This window comes from Rhizobium sp. RHZ02, from assembly GCF_014851575.1.
Lineage (GTDB): Bacteria > Pseudomonadota > Alphaproteobacteria > Rhizobiales > Rhizobiaceae > Rhizobium > Rhizobium altiplani.
In genome coordinates this window covers 50,824-66,645 of record NZ_JACUZX010000015.1, presented here as the reverse complement: position 1 = coordinate 66,645, position 15,822 = coordinate 50,824, and the positions used below count along the sequence as shown (strand labels likewise).

Sequence of the window (15,822 nt, the reverse complement as noted above, 5' to 3'; positions counted from 1 at the left end):
TGGCAGAAAGATCAATGAACGAGGTCACGCGTACCGTTGAGATGAATGTGCCGTTCCGCGACGTCGACATGAACGGCCAGGTTTTCTTGGGCTCCTACATTTCCTATGCCGAGTCGGTGCTGGCGACCTTCTGGTCGTCGAGGCCGCAACTGGCGAATGAGCCGCTTTATATCGCCAGCAAGGTGACCTGTATCCTCCATCGGCCGTTGCATTACGATGAGCGGGTCGTGTTCACGGCGTCGGTCGACAAGATCGGCATGCGTTCGGTCGGCTTCATCATTTCGGCCGATATCGGCGACGAGCGCTCCGCCGAGGTCGAAATTATCTGGCAGGCGCGCTCGCGCGACGATCGTTCGCCAGTCCCGCTTCCCGAAGACACGCGTGACTGGCTTTATGGTTTCGTCGATTAGCTGCGCACCGGCAGGAGGGGATAGCCGACCATGACCGCGCGGCCGACAAGTGCCGCAACGAAGGCCTTGACGACGTCGCCGGGGATAAATGCCATTGAGCCGAGGAACGCCTTGGAGAGGCCAAGCTGGGCGGCGAACGCCAGATAGACGATGCCGCAGGCGTAGAGAACCACGATGCCGCCGATCATCGCGGCGAAGAAGAAGCCGACCGTCTGCACCAACGCCGACTGTTCGGATTTGACCAGCCGTTCGCTGAGATAACCGGTGACGAAGGCTGCCAGCACCCAGCCGATCAGAAAGCCGGTGGTCGGTGCGGCAAAGGCAGCAAGTCCGCCACGACCGCCGGAAAGCACAGGAAGGCCGATCGCGACAAGCACGAGAACGATCAGGACCGCGATCGTGCCGCGGCGCGCGCCGAGCACGACACCCGCCATCATGACGCCGAGCGACTGCGCCGTAATCGGCACCGGTATGAAGCCGAGCGTGATCGGCGGCAGAATGCCGAGCGCGACGATGATGGCCGCAAAGAGGGCGGAGAGAACGAGGTCGCGAGTGCTCATGCAGGGCTCCTGTTAGCGAGTTCTCAATTGACATGCCGCCGAACGCCGCGCGCGTCAATTGCCGCAGCAATGTTATCCGCATCCCTCAGCGTCAGAATGATCAATGGCACGAGCACGGTTGTCGGCCGCACCTTGATACCGCGCGCCGCGTGCGCCTCGCGGATGGCACGATAACGATCGAGAATCTCGGGAACGAAGCGGACGACGAGCCCGACAGCCAGCCCGACATCGTCGGCCCGAAGAAGTCCGAGCCGCTCCAGTGGCCTGGCCAGCAGGGTAATTTCGTCGATGAATTGCGCAATAGCAGTTGTTGCAGTCACGGCAGCGGCAAACAGCATCAATGCCGTGAGACGGAGCAGGGCGACGACGGCGATATGCCAGGGATTGAAGGCCAGGCTGAACAACGCCACGATGAGGATCGTCAGGAAGACCGGCTTCAGTCGCGCAAGCGCGGATCGCGCCGGAAGGCCGATGCTGAAGTAGATCCCGGCCGTCGCGAGCACTCCAAGGGCAAGCAACAGGAGGTTCGCCGTAAGGAAGAGCATGACGCCGAGGGCCGCAAGAACAAGCAGCTTGGCGCGGGCCGAAACCCGATGCATGGCGCTGTTGCCTTCGACGAAAAGCGACTTCATCGGCTTGCGATCTCCCTGTAGCGGCGGATCGCCTCTCCGGCCGGCGCGTCGGCGACGAGAATGCCCTCATGGAAAACCAGTACGCGCTCGTAATCCGCGACCAATTCCAGATCGTGGCTGATGACGATCGCGCTCTCCGGAAGGCTTTCCACCAGCCTTTGCACGAGGCTGCGGTTCTTGAGGTCCAGCTGATTGGTCGGCTCGTCCAGGATGAGAATATCGGGCCCGGTTGCGAGCACGGAGCAAAGGGCGGCAAGTTGCAGCTCTCCGCCCGAGAGCTCGTGCGCCCGGCGGTCGGCAAGATGGGCCGCGCTGAAACGCTGCAGGACCGCCTCCACCTTCGCCGCAATTTCCGCCGGCTTGTAGCCGCGGCACTTCAGACCGAAGGCGATGTCGTCGCGCACGACCGGCAGGATGATCTGGTTTTGCGGCGACTGGAAGATGAAACCGACATCGGTGAGAACGGCCTTGGCGTCGGCCGTGTCGCGACCGTTGACGATCACCCGCCCGATGCTCGGCTTGGTCAGGCCGTTGATGAGGCGCGCAAAGGTCGTCTTGCCCGAGCCGTTGAGGCCGATGATGCCGATGCGCTTTTCTGTGAGCTGCAGCGTCACGGGCGCCAGCGCGACGCGCGCACCATAGCTGACCCCTGCGCCTTCGAAACGGATATCCACCTGGTCCCTCGTGAATTGAGAGGCCGTTCTATAACGAATTTCGCGCTTTGAAAGCTCAAAATCTCGCAATGAATGCCGGCCGCTCCTACCTGATGATCGTCCTAACTTAACGGGTGGCTAGGAACATTTTCCGTTCTATGATGTGCACATGACGAATCTCATTTCGAATTCCGATGCCCGCCGCATATTCCTCGCCAAGCAAGGCCTGAGCGCGCCGCCGAACAAGGCGCTGACGAAGGCCGGCCTGCTCGAGCTCATCCACGAACTCGGCTTCGTGCAGGTGGACAGCATCCAGACGGTGGAGCGAGCCCATCACCAGATCCTGTTTTCCCGCAACCAGACTTACAAACGCGAGCATCTGACGGCGCTACTGGAGAAGGACGGCTCGCTCTTCGAGCACTGGACGCACGACGCCTCGATCCTGCCGAGCGCCTTCTTCCGATACTGGAAACACAAGTTCCGCCACGAGGAAGAGGTAATCGGCGAGCGCTGGCGAAAATGGCAGGGGGAGGGGTTCGAACACGCCTTCGACGAGACATTTGAGCGCGTCACTCGTGACGGCGCCATCATGGCGCGCGAGATCAAGGCGGACGGGCATGTTTCCGGCGGCTGGTGGAATTGGCATCCCAACAAGACGGCGCTGGAATATTTCTGGCGCACCGGCAAGTTCGCCATCGCCGGACGCTCGAACTTCCAGAAAATCTATGATCTCGTCGAACGCGTCATTCCGCCTGAGTTTCACGAGCCGGAAGTCACCTACGAGGAGTTTGTCGACTGGGCCTGCCGCAGCGCGCTGACCCGACTGGGCTTTGCCACGCATGGCGAAATCGCCGCCTTCTGGGATCTGTTGTCGCCCGATGAAGCGAAAGCCTGGGTCAACGCGCATCGCGACGAGTTGATCGAAGTCCTGATCGAGCCGGCGCTTGGCGGAAAGCCGCGCCCCTCCTGGGCCGTCCCCGACCTGCTTACGAGCATGCAGGACTATCCCGGCGCACCGCCGCGCGTGCGCGTGCTCAGCCCCTTCGATCCGATGATCCGCGACCGCAATCGCACCGAACGGCTCTTCGGTTTCTTCTATCGCATCGAGGTTTTCGTGCCCGAGCCGAAGCGGGAATACGGATACTATGTCTTCCCGCTGCTTGAAGGCGACAAGCTGATCGGCCGCATCGACATGAAGGCCGATCGCAAAGGCGGAAGCCTCGACGTCAAGCGTCTGTGGCTGGAACCGGGCGTACGCCCGTCGGCCGGGCGGATCGAAAAGCTTCTCGCCGAACTTGACCGACTGGCCAAATTCACTGGCGTTGAACAGGTCGTCCTAATGGATAGTTGGCAAGGCTGAGCGGCGCTCATCGATAGTCGATATTTTAGGAAATTGCGTCGTAATTACAAAGAATTAATGTTGATGCGCGCTTTACCATGCTTGTCTTGAAGTCTTTAAGAGCCGCCTGCGTAGGATGGCTGCATGAAAACACGAGCCATCAAATTCGCCGCATTGGCGGCACTGAACAGCCTTCGCCGTGAAGTGAGGGCCTTACTGCGCAAGCGGCGCGATGCGCGCGCCGCCACGATCGTCACACGGGCCGGACGGCAGGCGAAGATGGAGCCGTTGGCAGTGAAGTCAACGCTGATCGATGCGGTCTATTTCAGCCAGGAGGATGGCCGGCTTCGCGTCTGTCTGAGCAACGGCGAAGAGCGGCAGTTCGAGGGCGTGGCGGAAGCCGAGGTCATCGCGATGGTCACCGCCCAATCGCCGGGAAAGTACTATATCGAGAACGTCAGCGGTCGCTTCAAGCGCATCGCCGCCTGAGCGTGAAGCAGGCGGCCGCCTCTATCGCATCGAGGTTTTCGTGCCGAGCCGAAGCGGGCATGCGGCTACTATGTCTTCCCGCTGCTTGAAGGCGACAAGCTGATCGGCCGCATCGACATGAAAGCAGATGGCAGAGGCGGGAGCCTCGACGTCAAGCGCCTATGGCCGGAGCCGGGCGTGCGCCCCTCGACCGGTCGCCTGGACCGGCTCGACGCCGAGTTGCAACGCATCGCGCGGTTCTCCGGCGTCGAGAAGGTCGCCTATCTCGACGGATGGCGGGCTTAGTAGATCTCTGTCTTCGAAATCTTGATGCCGAAGCCTTCGAGACCGACATAGTGCCGCTCGCGGCTCGTCAGGAGCCGGATCGACGATACGCCGAGGTCTTTGAGGATCTGTGCGCCGAGACCGATTTCCAGCCACTCGCTGTCGCGCACCTGTGCCTCGACGTGTGCCTCGCGTCCCTGGCTGCGTGCCTTGCGACCACTGTCCGAATGACCGACGCCGACGGAGCCTTCCCGCAGGTAGACGATGATCCCGCGACCTTCCTCGGCAATCTTCTTCATGTAGTGGTCGACGGGACGGCGCTTGCCGAAAAGGTCCTCGGCGACATTCTCAGGGTGCAGGCGCACCGGAATGTCGATGCCGTCGCGGATGTCGCCGAAAACGACGGCGAGGTGCTGCATCGTATCCCAAGGCAGCGAATAGGTATGCGCCTTGGCCTTGCCGAAGGGTGTTTCGATGTCGAAGCTCTGGCCGAGTTCGATCAGCGTTTCTTTGCGCTGGCGGTAAGCGATCAGGTCGGCAACGGACACCAGCTTCAGGCTATGCGTTTCAGCGAATTCGACGACCTGCTGCCCGCGCGTGACGGTCCCGTCATCGTTAACGAGTTCGCAGATCACGCCGATCGGCGGAAGGCCGGCGAGCTTGCAGAGATCGACAGCAGCTTCCGTGTGGCCCGAGCGCATAAGCACTCCGCCTTCCCGCGCAACGAGCGGGAAGATGTGACCCGGGCGCACGAAGTCGGCGGCGCCGACATTGGGATTGGCGAGGTTGCGAACGGTCAGCGTCCGGTCGTCGGCGGAAATGCCGGTCGTCGTGCCGTGCTTGAAATCGACAGAAACGGTGAACGCCGTCGTGTGCGCCGAGTCGTTTTCGGCAACCATCGCATTCAGGTTGAGCCGGCGGGCCTCCTCCTTCGGCATCGGTGTGCAGACGATGCCGGAGGTGTGACGGACGATGAACGCCATCTTCTCCGCGGTACAGTGAACGGCCGCGACGATCAGGTCGCCTTCGTTCTCGCGGTCGTTGTCATCCATCACCACGACGATTTCGCCGGCCTCGAAGGCCCGGATCGCATCGACGACGCGCTTCTGATCGTAAGGCATGTCTGTATTTCCTATTTCAGTCGGCCGGTCTGGCCGCGGTCACGGAGGTAATGGTCTGCGATGGCGCAGGCGACCATCGCCTCGCCGATCGGCACGGCGCGGATGCCGACGCACGGATCATGCCGTCCCTTGGTCCGGATATTAACATTGTTGCCGTCGGCATCGATCGACTGGCGCTCGGTCAGGATCGACGAGGTTGGCTTGATGGCGAAGCGCGCGATAACCGGCTGGCCAGTCGAAATGCCGCCGAGGATGCCGCCCGCCTTGTTCGACAGGAACAAGGGCTTGCCGTCATTGCCCATGCGCATCTCGTCGGCGTTTTCCTCGCCGGTGATCTCGGCGGCTTCGAAGCCGTTGCCAATCTCGACACCCTTGACGGCATTGATCGACATCAGCAGCGAGGCGATGTCCTGGTCAAGCTTGCCATAGATGGGGGCGCCGAGGCCCGCCGGCACGCCTTCGGCCACGACTTCGACGACGGCGCCGATCGAGGAGCCGTTCTTGCGGATACCGTCGAGATATTCTTCCCAGACGGGAACGATCGCGGCATCAGGTGCAAAGAACGGATTCTGGTCGACCTGGTCCCAATCCCAGTTCTGGCGGTTGATCTTGTGCTTGCCGATCTGCACCAAGGCGCCGCGCACCTTGACCTCAGGCACAACAAGACGGGCAATGCCGCCAGCCGCCACGCGCGCCGCCGTTTCGCGGGCCGAGGAACGGCCGCCGCCGCGATAGTCGCGGATGCCGTATTTCACATCGTAGGTGTAGTCGGCATGGCCGGGCCGATATTGCCGTGAGATCTCACCGTAATCCTTGGAGCGCTGGTCGGTGTTCTCGATCATCATCGAGATCGGCGTACCGGTCGAAATCATCGTCTCGCCGTCGGCGTCCAGCATGACCCCGGACAGAATCTTGACCAGATCGGCCTCGCGACGCTGCGTTACAAAGCGCGACTGGCCGGGCTTTCGCTTGTCGAGCCAGACCTGAATATCCTCGAGCTTGAAGCGCAGACCGGGGGGGCAGCCGTCAACGACGCAGCCGAGCGCCGGGCCGTGGCTTTCGCCCCAGGTGGTTACGCGGAAGAGATGACCGAATGTATTGTGCGACATGTGTCCCGACCGGATCACGCCAACCGATCGTCACCGGCGGCGTCCTTCATCTGAAAATGCGCGACACTCATAGGCCAAAAAAACGCGGCGGCAAAAGCCTTTCTTTGCTCCAAATCGCCAACGAAAGGAAATGGTGTTTCCGCGGATTGTGAACGATGGCCTCAGGAGGCGATGCGCCAGGAGCTTTCGATCGCCATCTCCGTGAAATCCTCGAAGGACAGCGGGCGGGAGAAGGCATAGCCCTGCAGGAGGTCACAGCCGAGTTCGTCAAGGAGGGTGGCATGCGCTGCCGTTTCGACGCCCTCGGCCACCGTTTCGACGCCGAGCGAGCGGGCGATGTCGATGATCGAGCTGACCAGCGCGCGCTCCTGCGGCGAATTCATGATCGGCTGAACCAGCTGCCGGTCGATCTTCAGCCGCTTCGGCTTCAGCTTGAGGAGGCTGACAATCGACGTGTGACCCGTTCCGAAATCGTCGATTTCGATGTCGACCCCGAGCGTCTTGATCCGCTCGAGGTTATGCGCGGCTACATCCTCGCTTTCGTCGAGGAAGATCGACTCGACCAGTTCAAAGGAGAGTTCGCCGGGGCGGATCTGCAGGCCACTCAGCGATTCTGCGAGCATTTCGTCATGCAGCCGTCGCGCTGAAACGTTGACCGAAATCTTCGGAATGGTCACACCCCGTGCCGCCCAACGCATCTTGTCCTTCAGCGCGGTGTCGAGCACGATGCGGTCGAGCGTCTGGACGACGTTGATCTCGTCGGCGACCTTCAGGAACTTGTCCGGCGTCAACAATCCGCGGGAAGGATGCTGCCAGCGAACCAGGGCTTCGACGCCGGTGAGTTGCATCGTGCGCGCCGAGAACTGCGGCTGATACCAGGCGATAAACTCGCCGTTCTCGATGCCGGCAAGGATCTCGTCGGCCAGGCGCTTGTTGTTGATGATGTCGGCCTGGAGATTGTGATTGAAGAACTCGTAGCGGTTCCGGCCCTGGCTCTTGGCGCGGTAAAGGGCGATGTCGGCATTGATCAGCACCTTGCGTGCATCGACGTGCACGCCATTGGCGAGCGCGATGCCGATGGAGACGCCGCAGCGGCAGGCAAAGCCCTCGAAGTCGATCGGCTGGCGCATCTGCTCGATGATCCGGCCTGCAAGGGCAGACATATCCGTATCGCTGGCGTTGTGCGCCAGGATCACGAACTCATCGCCGCCGATGCGCGCCACGAGGTCGTCTTGGCGCAGGTTCCTCGACAGTACCCGCGATGCATGGATCAGCATTGCGTCGCCTGCGGCATGGCCAAGCGTGTCGTTGATCTCCTTGAACCTGTCGAGGTCGATGTGGAGGATGGCGAATTTCTGCCGCTCGCTCCGCCCGTCGAGGGTCAGCCTTTCAAGCGCGATATCAAGCTTGCGGCGGTTGGCAAGCGCCGTCAGCGGGTCGTGCAGTGAATTGTGCTCGATGCGGTTCTTGGCGATCTCGAGTTCGATGTTCTTGGCGATCGCCTCGTCCTTGGCGGCCTTGAGCTGCACCGTCATCAGCGCATCCTCGGTGATGTCGAAGGCAACGCCGATAATCTTCAGTTTGCCGCCTGAGGTCTTATGCACCTTGCCAGTGGAGCGGACGTAACGCATCGCGCCGTCCTCGACGGGAACCCGACAGATCAGGGTATGAGTGTCACCAAGGTGCTTGAAATGACGCGCGCTTTCGCGAGCCAGTGCCTGGTCCTCCGGCAGAATGCAGGAAAGCCAGACCGGTTCGGTCATGAAGCCGACCCTTGGCTTCAGGCCATAGAGCTCGTGCATCCGGTCGTCCCAGATCGAGCCTTCATCACCGAGCGTCGCCTCCCATATCCCGCACTGATAGGTGTCGAGGGCCAGGTCCAGCTTACCTGAGAGTTCGGCGAGTTCAGCCTCGCGCCGCGACAGTTCGTCCAGCGCCATCTCCAGTTCGGCATTCTTGACGTCGCTGACATCCTTTGCCTTACGCAGGGTTTCGGCCGCTTCCGCGTCGGTGGTGACGTCCCAGACGATCCCGACCGTTTTGTCGTCGCCGGCCGCGTCCGTGTAGAAGGAGCCGATCGACCGCAGGTGTCGGACGCTGCCGTCCTCGGCGATGACGCGGTATTGTGTCTCGTAGGCTGAACCGGCGACGTGGTAGTTGAAGAAATGGACCTCCGCAAGGTGCCGGTCTTCGGCAACGATCGCGGCAAGCCAGTCTTCCAGCGAGTGACTGCCATCTTCTGCCGGCTTCCCGTGGAGCGCTGCGGCCCGGGCATCCCAGAAGAGCGTTTCGCCGTGGTCATGCAGCTCCCATATGCCGATGTTCGACGACTCCAATGCCAGATTGAGGCGCTGCGACAGCTTGAGCAGCGTAGCTTCGCGCACCTTGAGTTGGACGATGTTGCGGTTTCGCTCGCCGAGCAGCAAGGTCGCGAAGAAGACTGGGACGATGGTGATGCAGCCTGCGGCAGCGATAATCAGCCGAAGCGTCGACTGGTTTTCCGGAATCGCGTTCCAACCGGTCTTCGGAGCCGCGGCAATTTCCCAGCGCCCGCCGGCAAAGGCGATCTTTCGCGTCATCGGCCGCTTGTCACGCAAATCCGGTGAGCCGAAAAAGGGTAGGGCCGAGTCCGCAAGAGCGAGGTCGCGAACCGCAATCGAGAGATGGTCGAGGTGCGGATATTTCTCCTGATTCTCACTGTTGTGCGCGGGCTTCAATCCGGTGTTCTGATAGAACATGTTCGCGTCGATCATAACCTCGACTGCGCCCCAGATACGGCGTTGCCCATTTTCCTTCACGAAGACGGGAAAGAAGATTCCGAAAGCTTCCTTGCCGTCGCTGGCGGCGATCGGTCCATAGAAACGCGCCTGCTCGGCGCTGGCGCGCGTCACCGCTTGACGGGCGAGGAGGACCTCGCGGACATCCTTGCCGATGCGACCTTTACCCGCTTGCGAGGGAAAGACATTGCCGACGATAAAGTTCGGCGCGATGGCGATATCCAGGAAGTGGGGATTCTGGATGAGCAGCCAGTTGATCTGCCGCTCCATCTCCTCGGCATTTACGCTGGAATTGACCGCAACCATGTTGGCCAAGTCGCGTACGACGGTAATGTCCATGTTGGTCTGCGCGCTGATGCGCGCACGAATCAGACTCACCTCGTTTTCCGTCCGGATCGTCAGTTCGCGCAGATGAGCGGCAGTATTGGCGCGGTCGAGCCCAAAGCCGACGATGACGACGACAATAGCAACGAGGCCGGAGACTAGGAGGGCAAGGCGTGTATTCCTGAAGACGCGCCGCAACGTGTTGCTGTCTTTGTGGCGGAATAGCAAAACCCAGTCTCCCATGTTCGAGGGAGACTTTAGATAGGGGCGGTTAATTTACGATTTCCCGGAAATCCTCTTTGCCAGAAAGGCGGACATACGGGGAAAATAATTAACGAATGCATGCGGTTATTGTTAAAGTACTATTCATTAATTGGACGCGGAAGATCATTCTTCCGGGCAAATTTCGCCATATTCGGGGGGTTATCTGTGCGCAGTTGGGTTATCGAGTCGCGTTTTCGAGGGAAGTCCGCCATGCGCTTCGTAGTAGCTACGCTTTTGGCCACAGCGAGTTTCTTGTCGCCGATCGGCGGATTTGCTGAAAGCGCGGACGTCGAGGCGACGATCAAGAAGGTCGATATGACCAATCTCAGCCTCACTCTGGATGACGGAAAAACCTACCAAGCGCCGGAAGAGTTCAATTTCGAGGGGCTGAAGGCGGGCGTCAAGGTTATCGTCTTCTATACCGAGGTCGACGGCAAGCGCGTCATCAACGATCTCGATGTCGTTCAGTAATCGGAACTAGATCCAGCCGATCGACCCGTTGTCCCGATCAATCTTAAGGATCCGGTCCTGCGGAATCTCGCCCTCTGCCGCTTCGTCCTTCGGTAAGGCCGCAATGGTCCTGAAAAGACTGCGTATGACGCCGCCATGAGTCACGCAAACCGTAGGCTTGTCGACGGAATTCAGCCAGGACGCCACGCGCCAGGACATGATTTCGTAGCTCTCCGCGTCGTCTCCTGGCGGAATGAAATCCCATTTGTTGAGATTACGCTCGGTGATGCGGTCCCGGGCCGTTGCCTTCAATTCCTTGATCGTGAAACCTTCCCAAGCGCCGAAGGAAACCTCCACTAGGCGCTCGTCGGTTCGATAATCTTTCGACGGAAGACCCATCGCCTCGCGCATGATCTCCATCGTGGCGCGGGTTCGCGCGAGCGGGCTCGCGACGAAGTCAAAGGGGATTGCCTCGACTTTCAGGATTTCTGCGAGGTCGATACCATTCTGCCACGCCTGCGCTCTGCCGATGGCATTGAGCGGGATGTCCTTCTGCCCTTGCAGGCGGCGTTCGGCGTTCCAGTCTGTCTGGCCGTGTCTGACGACGTAGATAAGCAATGATCGGCTCCGTTTACGGCACGCAACCCCTCAATCGCTGTCGCGAAGAAGGGGTCGCGAGCACGACGCAGCAAAGGAGTGCGATCAGTCCTTTATGACGGAAATGTCCGGTGCGTCTACCGCCTTCATGCCGACGACGTGATAGCCGCTGTCGGCATGGTGGACTTCGCCGGTGACCGAGCGAGAAAGATCCGAAAGCAGATATAGGCCGACATCGCCGACCTCTTCGATCGTCACCGTCCGACGCAGCGGCGCATTGTATTCGTTCCACTTCAGAATGTAGCGGAAGTCGCCGATGCCGGAAGCTGCAAGCGTCTTGATCGGGCCGGCGGAGACGGCGTTGACGCGAATGTTCTTCGGTCCGAGGTCGACCGCCAGGTACTTCACGCTGGCTTCCAGCGCCGCCTTGGCAACGCCCATGACGTTGTAGTTCGGCATGACCTTCTCGGCGCCGTAATAGGTCAGAGTCAGCATGGAGCCGCCATCCGTCATCAGCCTCTCGGCGCGACGCGCCACCGAGGTGAAGGAATAGACGGAGATCTGCATGGTCTTGGCGAAGTTGTCGGCCGAGGTATCGACATAGCGGCCGGTCAACTCGTCCTTGTCGGAAAAGCCGATCGCGTGAACGATGAAGTCGATCTTGCCCCACAGCTTTTCGACGTGGTCGAAGACGGCATCGATGGTCGACTCGTCGCTGACATCGCAATGTCCGGCAAGAACGCCGTTTACCTCTGCAACCAGGGGCTCGACGCGCTTCTTCAGTGCATCACCCTGGTAGGTAAATGCGATTTCGCCGCCCTGTGCATGAATAGCCTTGGCAATACCCCACGCAATCGAACGATTGTTGGCAACGCCCATGATGACGCCGCGCTTGCCTGACATGAGGCCTGTTGCCTGAGCCATATTTTGCCCCCTAAGAAATTCTGATAGGTCCTGCCTATGGCATAGGCTGCTAATCGGTTCAAGATTAGTAGCAATCATCAACTGTTAGGGATCGTAACAAAGGGTGCGCTTGTCACCTAAATTTCACAGAAACAGCCCGTTCTTCATGCTTCGCATCAGATCGGTGACTTTGTCGTCAGGTTTTTCCCACAACATAATGCGCAGTTCGACGACGAGATCTCCCTTGCCGCCATCTGCGTTCGCAAGTCCCTGACCGGAAATTCGGATCGTCTTGTCGGAGCCAGACCAGGCGGGAACCGTGACGTTGATCGGCCCGCGAGGGCCCTCGATGCGCGCATCGGTTCCGAGCACGGCATTTTCGATCGTCACCGGCAGCACGGTGTGCAGGTCGAAGCCACTGACGGTAAACCGCTCATCGCGCGCAATGTGGATATTGATGACCGCATCGCCCCGCTGCATGCCGGTCAGCTTGTGGCCTTGGCCCTTGAGACGTACCTGGTGGCCTTCCGTCGTACCGGCGGCCAGCGCAAATCCGGCCTCCCGGCCTTCGCCGAGATCGACCGTCAGCCAGCTGCCCTTGATGAGATCGTCGATGCTCACGGTCTTCGTTGCGAACTGGTCGGGCACCTTTTCAGGTGCCTGCTGCGTCCCGCTGCCGGTGAAGCGACGCACCAGGGAAGTCAGCAAGCTGAGAGGCTGCATGATCGCAGAGGCCTGAGCGGCCGCGTCCTCGGCAGCCTGCTGCTCAGCCTCGGCCTTGCCGGCCTCCGGCTGTTTGTCTGCGATCGCGGCCTCCGGTTCCGGCCGCCTCGCGGCGCCAGCGCTAAAACCCTGGTCGCGACCACCACCGGCTGCGGCGCGTGCCTGCGTGCCGAAGATACGTTCGATCATTTCTTCTGCCGGTTCGGCAGCACCCGTCTTCTGCTGGCTGGCGGCATCGGCCGCGGCCTTCTGGGCGGCGGCGCGCGCGAGTTCTTCCATCACGCGCTCGGCATTGGCTTGCGCTGCCTTGGCACGCATGGCAGCTTCGCGAGCCGCCTGGCGCTGTTGCATGATCGTGTTCTCATTGGCTTTGGCTTCCGCCATGCGCGCGGCATTGTCGAAGAGGCTCCGCTTCTTCGGATCCTTCAACGTCTCATAGGCGCGGCCAATCTCGGCAAAGCGGGCGCTCGCCATCGGATCACCCTGATTGTGGTCCGGGTGAACCGCCTTGGCCATGTGGCGCCAGGCTGCCTTGATCTCGTCCTGCCCCGCGTCCCGCTTGACGCCCAAAATCTTATAAGGATCGCGCATGTCCCCAAACCGCCGGTGTTCCGATGCGGTGTGCCTGTCCCTTGCCCTAGCACCCCGAAGCCTCTGACTTGGCGCTCGGCCTCATCCCCAGGGAAGCAGCCGTGCGCACGTCAGGCGGATTGTGAGTAGAAGTTGCTAATCAGTTCTTAGCCCGCGTGGCGGACAACTCGCTTTTGCGCCGAATGGTTAGCCTTTTGCTAAACATCATGAGAGGACGGAACCGCGCGCGTTAAGCACGCAACGCGCGGCACTCAGCTTTCCGGCTGGAAACTCATCAGTTGCCAGTTGCCGCCGCCGACCAGGCAGGTCTTGCCGTAAAATTTCGCGATGCCGACATAGGAGTGCCGCGTCGTGCGGAACTGGCGGCAAACCTGGCCGGAATCCGTGTTCTCGACGATCGTGTCGATGACGCCGGCGCTGCCGGTCGAGGCATTCGCCCAGGGGAGGGGGCGTCCCTCCAACCTTTGGATATCGGCCGAGGTCACGGCGTTGCCGACGGTCATTTCGTCGGAAATCGAGTCGCTCGTCGGCGCTGGCTGTGGCACGGTGCCAGTCGCAACCGACCGATCGACCTTCGAGCTGCTGAAGAGGTCCAATCCGCTGGAGACGCAGGCGGAGAGGGAGAGCACCGCCGTACCGACAACGCAGAGGTCCGCGCTGCGACGCAGCAGACCCTTTGTATGGCGATCTGACTTTGCTATGACTTCCACCCTGCGTCCTGTCCAGTAGCTAAAAGCTGGGCAAACTTCGAATAAACCCGGGGCATTTGAGCTAATATGTCGGCAAATGAGTTAACAAGCGGTGACTTCACCGAGCGAAACGAACCCTTCGATCTTTTCTCGGAGTGGCTGAAAGAGGCAGAAGCTTCCGAGATCAATGACCCGAATGCGGTAGCGCTTGCGACGGTCGACGAGGACGGCCTTCCCAACGTCCGCATGGTACTCCTTAAGGGATTCGATCACGACGGCTTTGTCTTCTACACGAATTTCGAGAGCCAGAAAGGCCAGGAAATTCTCGGACAGAAGAAGGCGGCCATGTGTTTCCACTGGAAAACGCTGCGCCGCCAGGTTCGGTTGCGCGGGCCTGTCGAAGCTGTGACGGACGAAGAAGCAGACGCTTACTTCAAGACGCGCGCCCGCGGCAGCCGGATTGGCGCCTGGGCGTCGAAGCAGTCGCGGCCGCTGGAGAGCCGGTTCGCGCTTGAGAAAGCTGTTGCCGAATACACCGCCCGCTACGCGATCGGCGAGATCCCGCGTCCTGCGCATTGGTCGGGCTTTCGGATCCGGCCGGTGTCGATCGAGTTCTGGAAGGACCAGAAGTTCCGCCTGCATGATCGTATCGAGTTTCGCCGGGCTTCGCCGGAAGGCGATTGGACGAAGGTTCGCATGTATCCGTGAAGCGTTCAGCTCCTGTTTGGCGCAAACCGAAACGGAATACCGGAGGCAAGGCCGGACACGTACCGCACCTTTTGATAGAGACCGTTGATCGAAAGCCTCGGCAGATAGGTCATGTTGTTGAGCGAGCGCTTCGTGACGACACCCGCCTGTGTCGTCACCGCGAGGTCGAAACCGACTTCGCGCGCGATCTGTGCCTGTCTCTGGGTTACGGCCTCGCGCGTGCCATAAGGGTAGGCGAAGGAGCCCGGCCGGTGTCCGGTGATCGCTGCAACGTAGTCGCGGGACACCTCCATCTCGTCGCGAACCTCCTGATCGGAGAGGCGTGAGATCGCCCGGTGGCTGATTGTATGGGCGCCGAGTGAGGCGAGGGGGCTCGCCTCAAGCAGATTGAATTCCGCCGGTGTCATGACGAGATCGTCGACGATTTCGTCCGGATCGATCTCGTGCTTTCGCGCCATCAGGTCGATGGCCGCGACGGCGGCGCGTTCGTCATGTCGATGAAGATGGCTGGCGATGCGCGCGAAAGCGCGGCCCTTTGCTTCGGTCGTCGTGATGTCAAGCATCTCGTGGCCACTACCGAAATCGAAGCCGAGCCTCTCCTCTCTCCGCAGAAGCGCTGCCAGCGTCTCCCACCAGATCGTATGCGTGCGTTCGGCGAGGCCCTTGGCGACGAATACCGTGAAAGGCGCATCGTACTTTTCGAAGATGGGCAGGGCGTAGACGAGATTGTTGCGGTAGCCGTCATCGAGCGTGAAGGCGGCAAAGGGCTGGCTGGACCCGGTTTGCGAAAGCAGCGCTGGAATCTCGTGGAGCGCCACGAAACGATAGCCGTCACTCTTCAGGCGATCGAGAACGAGATCGAGGAATACCGGCGTGATTTCCAGGTGCGCGTTCGGCGCGAAAGCGGTTTCCTCGCGTGGACGGACATGATGGAGCGTGCAGATGGCCCCAAGTCCGCGCGCGCCGCGCATCACGCCTGCTGCGCGCAGGAGGTTGGCCGTCTCAAGACCGCCTGCAATCGCAATCTGCTTTGCAAGCCCTTTGATACTCGCCGCCATCTCAACTGCTCGCTGGTTTCTGGAGCCGCGAAACTAGCAAGCCTGCGGTTAAGTGTTGCTGAATGAAGATTTTTGAGTGTCCTCTTTACGGGATTTTCACTATGAAAGGTAAAACTTGACAAAAATGGTACCGGTTGCCGCAAAGTCGCGCCATATCGGCG

At 60.6% G+C, this 15,822-nt stretch carries 16 protein-coding genes and 1 pseudogene; 6 read left to right on the top strand and 11 right to left on the bottom strand.

All coding sequences use genetic code 11. From position 1 onward, the window contains the following. Positions 1 to 14 precede the first annotated feature (14 nt). Positions 15 to 410 (top strand): acyl-CoA thioesterase, encoded by a 396-nt coding sequence (locus IB244_RS20250; RefSeq protein WP_018858971.1) that lies wholly within the window; start codon positions 15 to 17, stop codon positions 408 to 410. Here IB244_RS20250 and IB244_RS20245 read toward each other — a convergent pair. Genes IB244_RS20245 through IB244_RS20235 form a run of 3 tightly spaced genes read right to left on the bottom strand, consistent with a single transcriptional unit; the run spans position 407 to position 2,276 of the window. Continuing rightward, positions 407 to 970, bottom strand: coding sequence for a biotin transporter BioY (locus IB244_RS20245; protein ID WP_018858972.1), 564 nt, complete (start codon positions 968 to 970; stop codon positions 407 to 409). The two genes, IB244_RS20250 and IB244_RS20245, sit on opposite strands and share 4 nt — an antisense overlap. 23 nt (positions 971 to 993) lie before the next feature. Further along, positions 994 to 1,602, bottom strand: a complete 609-nt coding sequence (locus IB244_RS20240) for a CbiQ family ECF transporter T component (RefSeq protein WP_192305344.1) — start codon at positions 1,600 to 1,602, stop codon at positions 994 to 996. Beyond that, on the bottom strand, positions 1,599 to 2,276 hold the full coding sequence (locus tag IB244_RS20235; protein WP_192305342.1) for an energy-coupling factor ABC transporter ATP-binding protein: 678 nt from the start codon (positions 2,274 to 2,276) through the stop codon (positions 1,599 to 1,601). The genes IB244_RS20240 and IB244_RS20235 overlap by 4 nt, the downstream gene beginning before the upstream one ends. Before the next feature lie 148 nt (positions 2,277 to 2,424). Here IB244_RS20235 and IB244_RS20230 point away from each other — a divergent pair, with 148 nt between their 5' ends. The 3 genes and pseudogenes from IB244_RS20230 to IB244_RS20220 all read left to right on the top strand — a co-directional run. Then, on the top strand, positions 2,425 to 3,615 hold the full coding sequence (locus tag IB244_RS20230) for a winged helix-turn-helix domain-containing protein (protein ID WP_169682693.1): 1,191 nt from the start codon (positions 2,425 to 2,427) through the stop codon (positions 3,613 to 3,615). 123 nt (positions 3,616 to 3,738) lie between these two features. Then, complete coding sequence (locus IB244_RS33160) at positions 3,739 to 4,083, top strand: KTSC domain-containing protein (RefSeq protein ID WP_018858976.1); 345 nt, start codon at positions 3,739 to 3,741, stop codon at positions 4,081 to 4,083. Positions 4,084 to 4,096: 13 nt separating this feature from the next. Further along, positions 4,097 to 4,368: pseudogene (locus IB244_RS20220) on the top strand (DNA glycosylase AlkZ-like family protein); the annotation flags it as partial. Here IB244_RS20220 and ribB read toward each other — a convergent pair. The 3 genes from ribB to IB244_RS20205 all read right to left on the bottom strand — a co-directional run bounded on the left by ribB (position 4,365) and on the right by IB244_RS20205 (position 9,906). Continuing rightward, on the bottom strand, positions 4,365 to 5,468 hold the full coding sequence (gene ribB / locus IB244_RS20215; protein ID WP_018858978.1) for a 3,4-dihydroxy-2-butanone-4-phosphate synthase: 1,104 nt from the start codon (positions 5,466 to 5,468) through the stop codon (positions 4,365 to 4,367). The pseudogene IB244_RS20220 and the gene ribB overlap by 4 nt on opposite strands. Before the next feature lie 11 nt (positions 5,469 to 5,479). Further along, entirely contained in the window at positions 5,480 to 6,577 is a 1,098-nt protein-coding gene (gene aroC, locus IB244_RS20210; protein ID WP_018858979.1) for a chorismate synthase, read from the bottom strand. A 161-nt stretch (positions 6,578 to 6,738) separates the two neighbouring features. Then, positions 6,739 to 9,906 (bottom strand): EAL domain-containing protein, encoded by a 3,168-nt coding sequence (locus tag IB244_RS20205; protein ID WP_018858980.1) that lies wholly within the window; start codon positions 9,904 to 9,906, stop codon positions 6,739 to 6,741. 246 nt (positions 9,907 to 10,152) lie between these two features. Here IB244_RS20205 and IB244_RS20200 point away from each other — a divergent pair, with 246 nt between their 5' ends. Further along, positions 10,153 to 10,413 carry a DUF1344 domain-containing protein gene (locus IB244_RS20200; protein WP_018858981.1) on the top strand — a complete coding sequence of 87 codons (261 nt, stop codon included), beginning with the start codon at positions 10,153 to 10,155 and terminating at the stop codon, positions 10,411 to 10,413. Between the two features lie 6 nt (positions 10,414 to 10,419). On the opposite strand, the gene IB244_RS20195 is transcribed toward IB244_RS20200, so the two are convergent. The 4 genes from IB244_RS20195 to IB244_RS20180 form a co-directional block, all read right to left on the bottom strand. After that, positions 10,420 to 11,010, bottom strand: a complete 591-nt coding sequence (locus tag IB244_RS20195) for a histidine phosphatase family protein (RefSeq protein WP_018858982.1) — start codon at positions 11,008 to 11,010, stop codon at positions 10,420 to 10,422. An 84-nt stretch (positions 11,011 to 11,094) separates the two neighbouring features. Then, complete coding sequence (fabI, locus tag IB244_RS20190; protein WP_025661091.1) at positions 11,095 to 11,913, bottom strand: enoyl-ACP reductase FabI; 819 nt, start codon at positions 11,911 to 11,913, stop codon at positions 11,095 to 11,097. 123 nt (positions 11,914 to 12,036) lie between these two features. After that, positions 12,037 to 13,206 (bottom strand): DnaJ C-terminal domain-containing protein, encoded by a 1,170-nt coding sequence (locus IB244_RS20185; protein ID WP_169682689.1) that lies wholly within the window; start codon positions 13,204 to 13,206, stop codon positions 12,037 to 12,039. A 251-nt stretch (positions 13,207 to 13,457) separates the two neighbouring features. Continuing rightward, on the bottom strand, positions 13,458 to 13,916 hold the full coding sequence (locus IB244_RS20180; protein WP_018858985.1) for an RT0821/Lpp0805 family surface protein: 459 nt from the start codon (positions 13,914 to 13,916) through the stop codon (positions 13,458 to 13,460). Between the two features lie 66 nt (positions 13,917 to 13,982). On the opposite strand from IB244_RS20180, the gene pdxH reads away from it, so the two are divergent. Continuing rightward, positions 13,983 to 14,603: a pyridoxamine 5'-phosphate oxidase gene (gene pdxH / locus IB244_RS20175; RefSeq protein ID WP_113471801.1), complete on the top strand. Its 621-nt coding sequence runs from the start codon at positions 13,983 to 13,985 to the stop codon at positions 14,601 to 14,603. Between the two features lie 5 nt (positions 14,604 to 14,608). On the opposite strand, the gene IB244_RS20170 is transcribed toward pdxH, so the two are convergent. Continuing rightward, positions 14,609 to 15,661: a polysaccharide deacetylase family protein gene (locus tag IB244_RS20170; protein ID WP_112642984.1), complete on the bottom strand. Its 1,053-nt coding sequence runs from the start codon at positions 15,659 to 15,661 to the stop codon at positions 14,609 to 14,611. Between the last annotated feature and the right edge of the window lie 161 nt (positions 15,662 to 15,822).

What these genes read in the sequence shown, in the direction of transcription:
- IB244_RS20250 (WP_018858971.1), top strand. Translation starts at nt 15, where the DNA reads ATGAACGAGGTCACGCGTACCGTTGAGATGAATGTGCCGTTCCGCGAC.
- IB244_RS20245 (WP_018858972.1), bottom strand. Translation starts at nt 970, where the DNA reads ATGAGCACTCGCGACCTCGTTCTCTCCGCCCTCTTTGCGGCCATCATC.
- IB244_RS20240 (WP_192305344.1), bottom strand. Translation starts at nt 1,602, where the DNA reads ATGAAGTCGCTTTTCGTCGAAGGCAACAGCGCCATGCATCGGGTTTCG.
- IB244_RS20230 (WP_169682693.1), top strand. Translation starts at nt 2,425, where the DNA reads ATGACGAATCTCATTTCGAATTCCGATGCCCGCCGCATATTCCTCGCC.
- IB244_RS33160 (WP_018858976.1), top strand. Translation starts at nt 3,739, where the DNA reads ATGAAAACACGAGCCATCAAATTCGCCGCATTGGCGGCACTGAACAGC.
- ribB (WP_018858978.1), bottom strand. Translation starts at nt 5,468, where the DNA reads ATGCCTTACGATCAGAAGCGCGTCGTCGATGCGATCCGGGCCTTCGAG.
- aroC (WP_018858979.1), bottom strand. Translation starts at nt 6,577, where the DNA reads ATGTCGCACAATACATTCGGTCATCTCTTCCGCGTAACCACCTGGGGC.
- IB244_RS20200 (WP_018858981.1), top strand. Translation starts at nt 10,153, where the DNA reads ATGCGCTTCGTAGTAGCTACGCTTTTGGCCACAGCGAGTTTCTTGTCG.
- fabI (WP_025661091.1), bottom strand. Translation starts at nt 11,913, where the DNA reads ATGGCTCAGGCAACAGGCCTCATGTCAGGCAAGCGCGGCGTCATCATG.
- IB244_RS20185 (WP_169682689.1), bottom strand. Translation starts at nt 13,206, where the DNA reads ATGCGCGATCCTTATAAGATTTTGGGCGTCAAGCGGGACGCGGGGCAG.
- pdxH (WP_113471801.1), top strand. Translation starts at nt 13,983, where the DNA reads ATGTCGGCAAATGAGTTAACAAGCGGTGACTTCACCGAGCGAAACGAA.
- IB244_RS20170 (WP_112642984.1), bottom strand. Translation starts at nt 15,661, where the DNA reads ATGGCGGCGAGTATCAAAGGGCTTGCAAAGCAGATTGCGATTGCAGGC.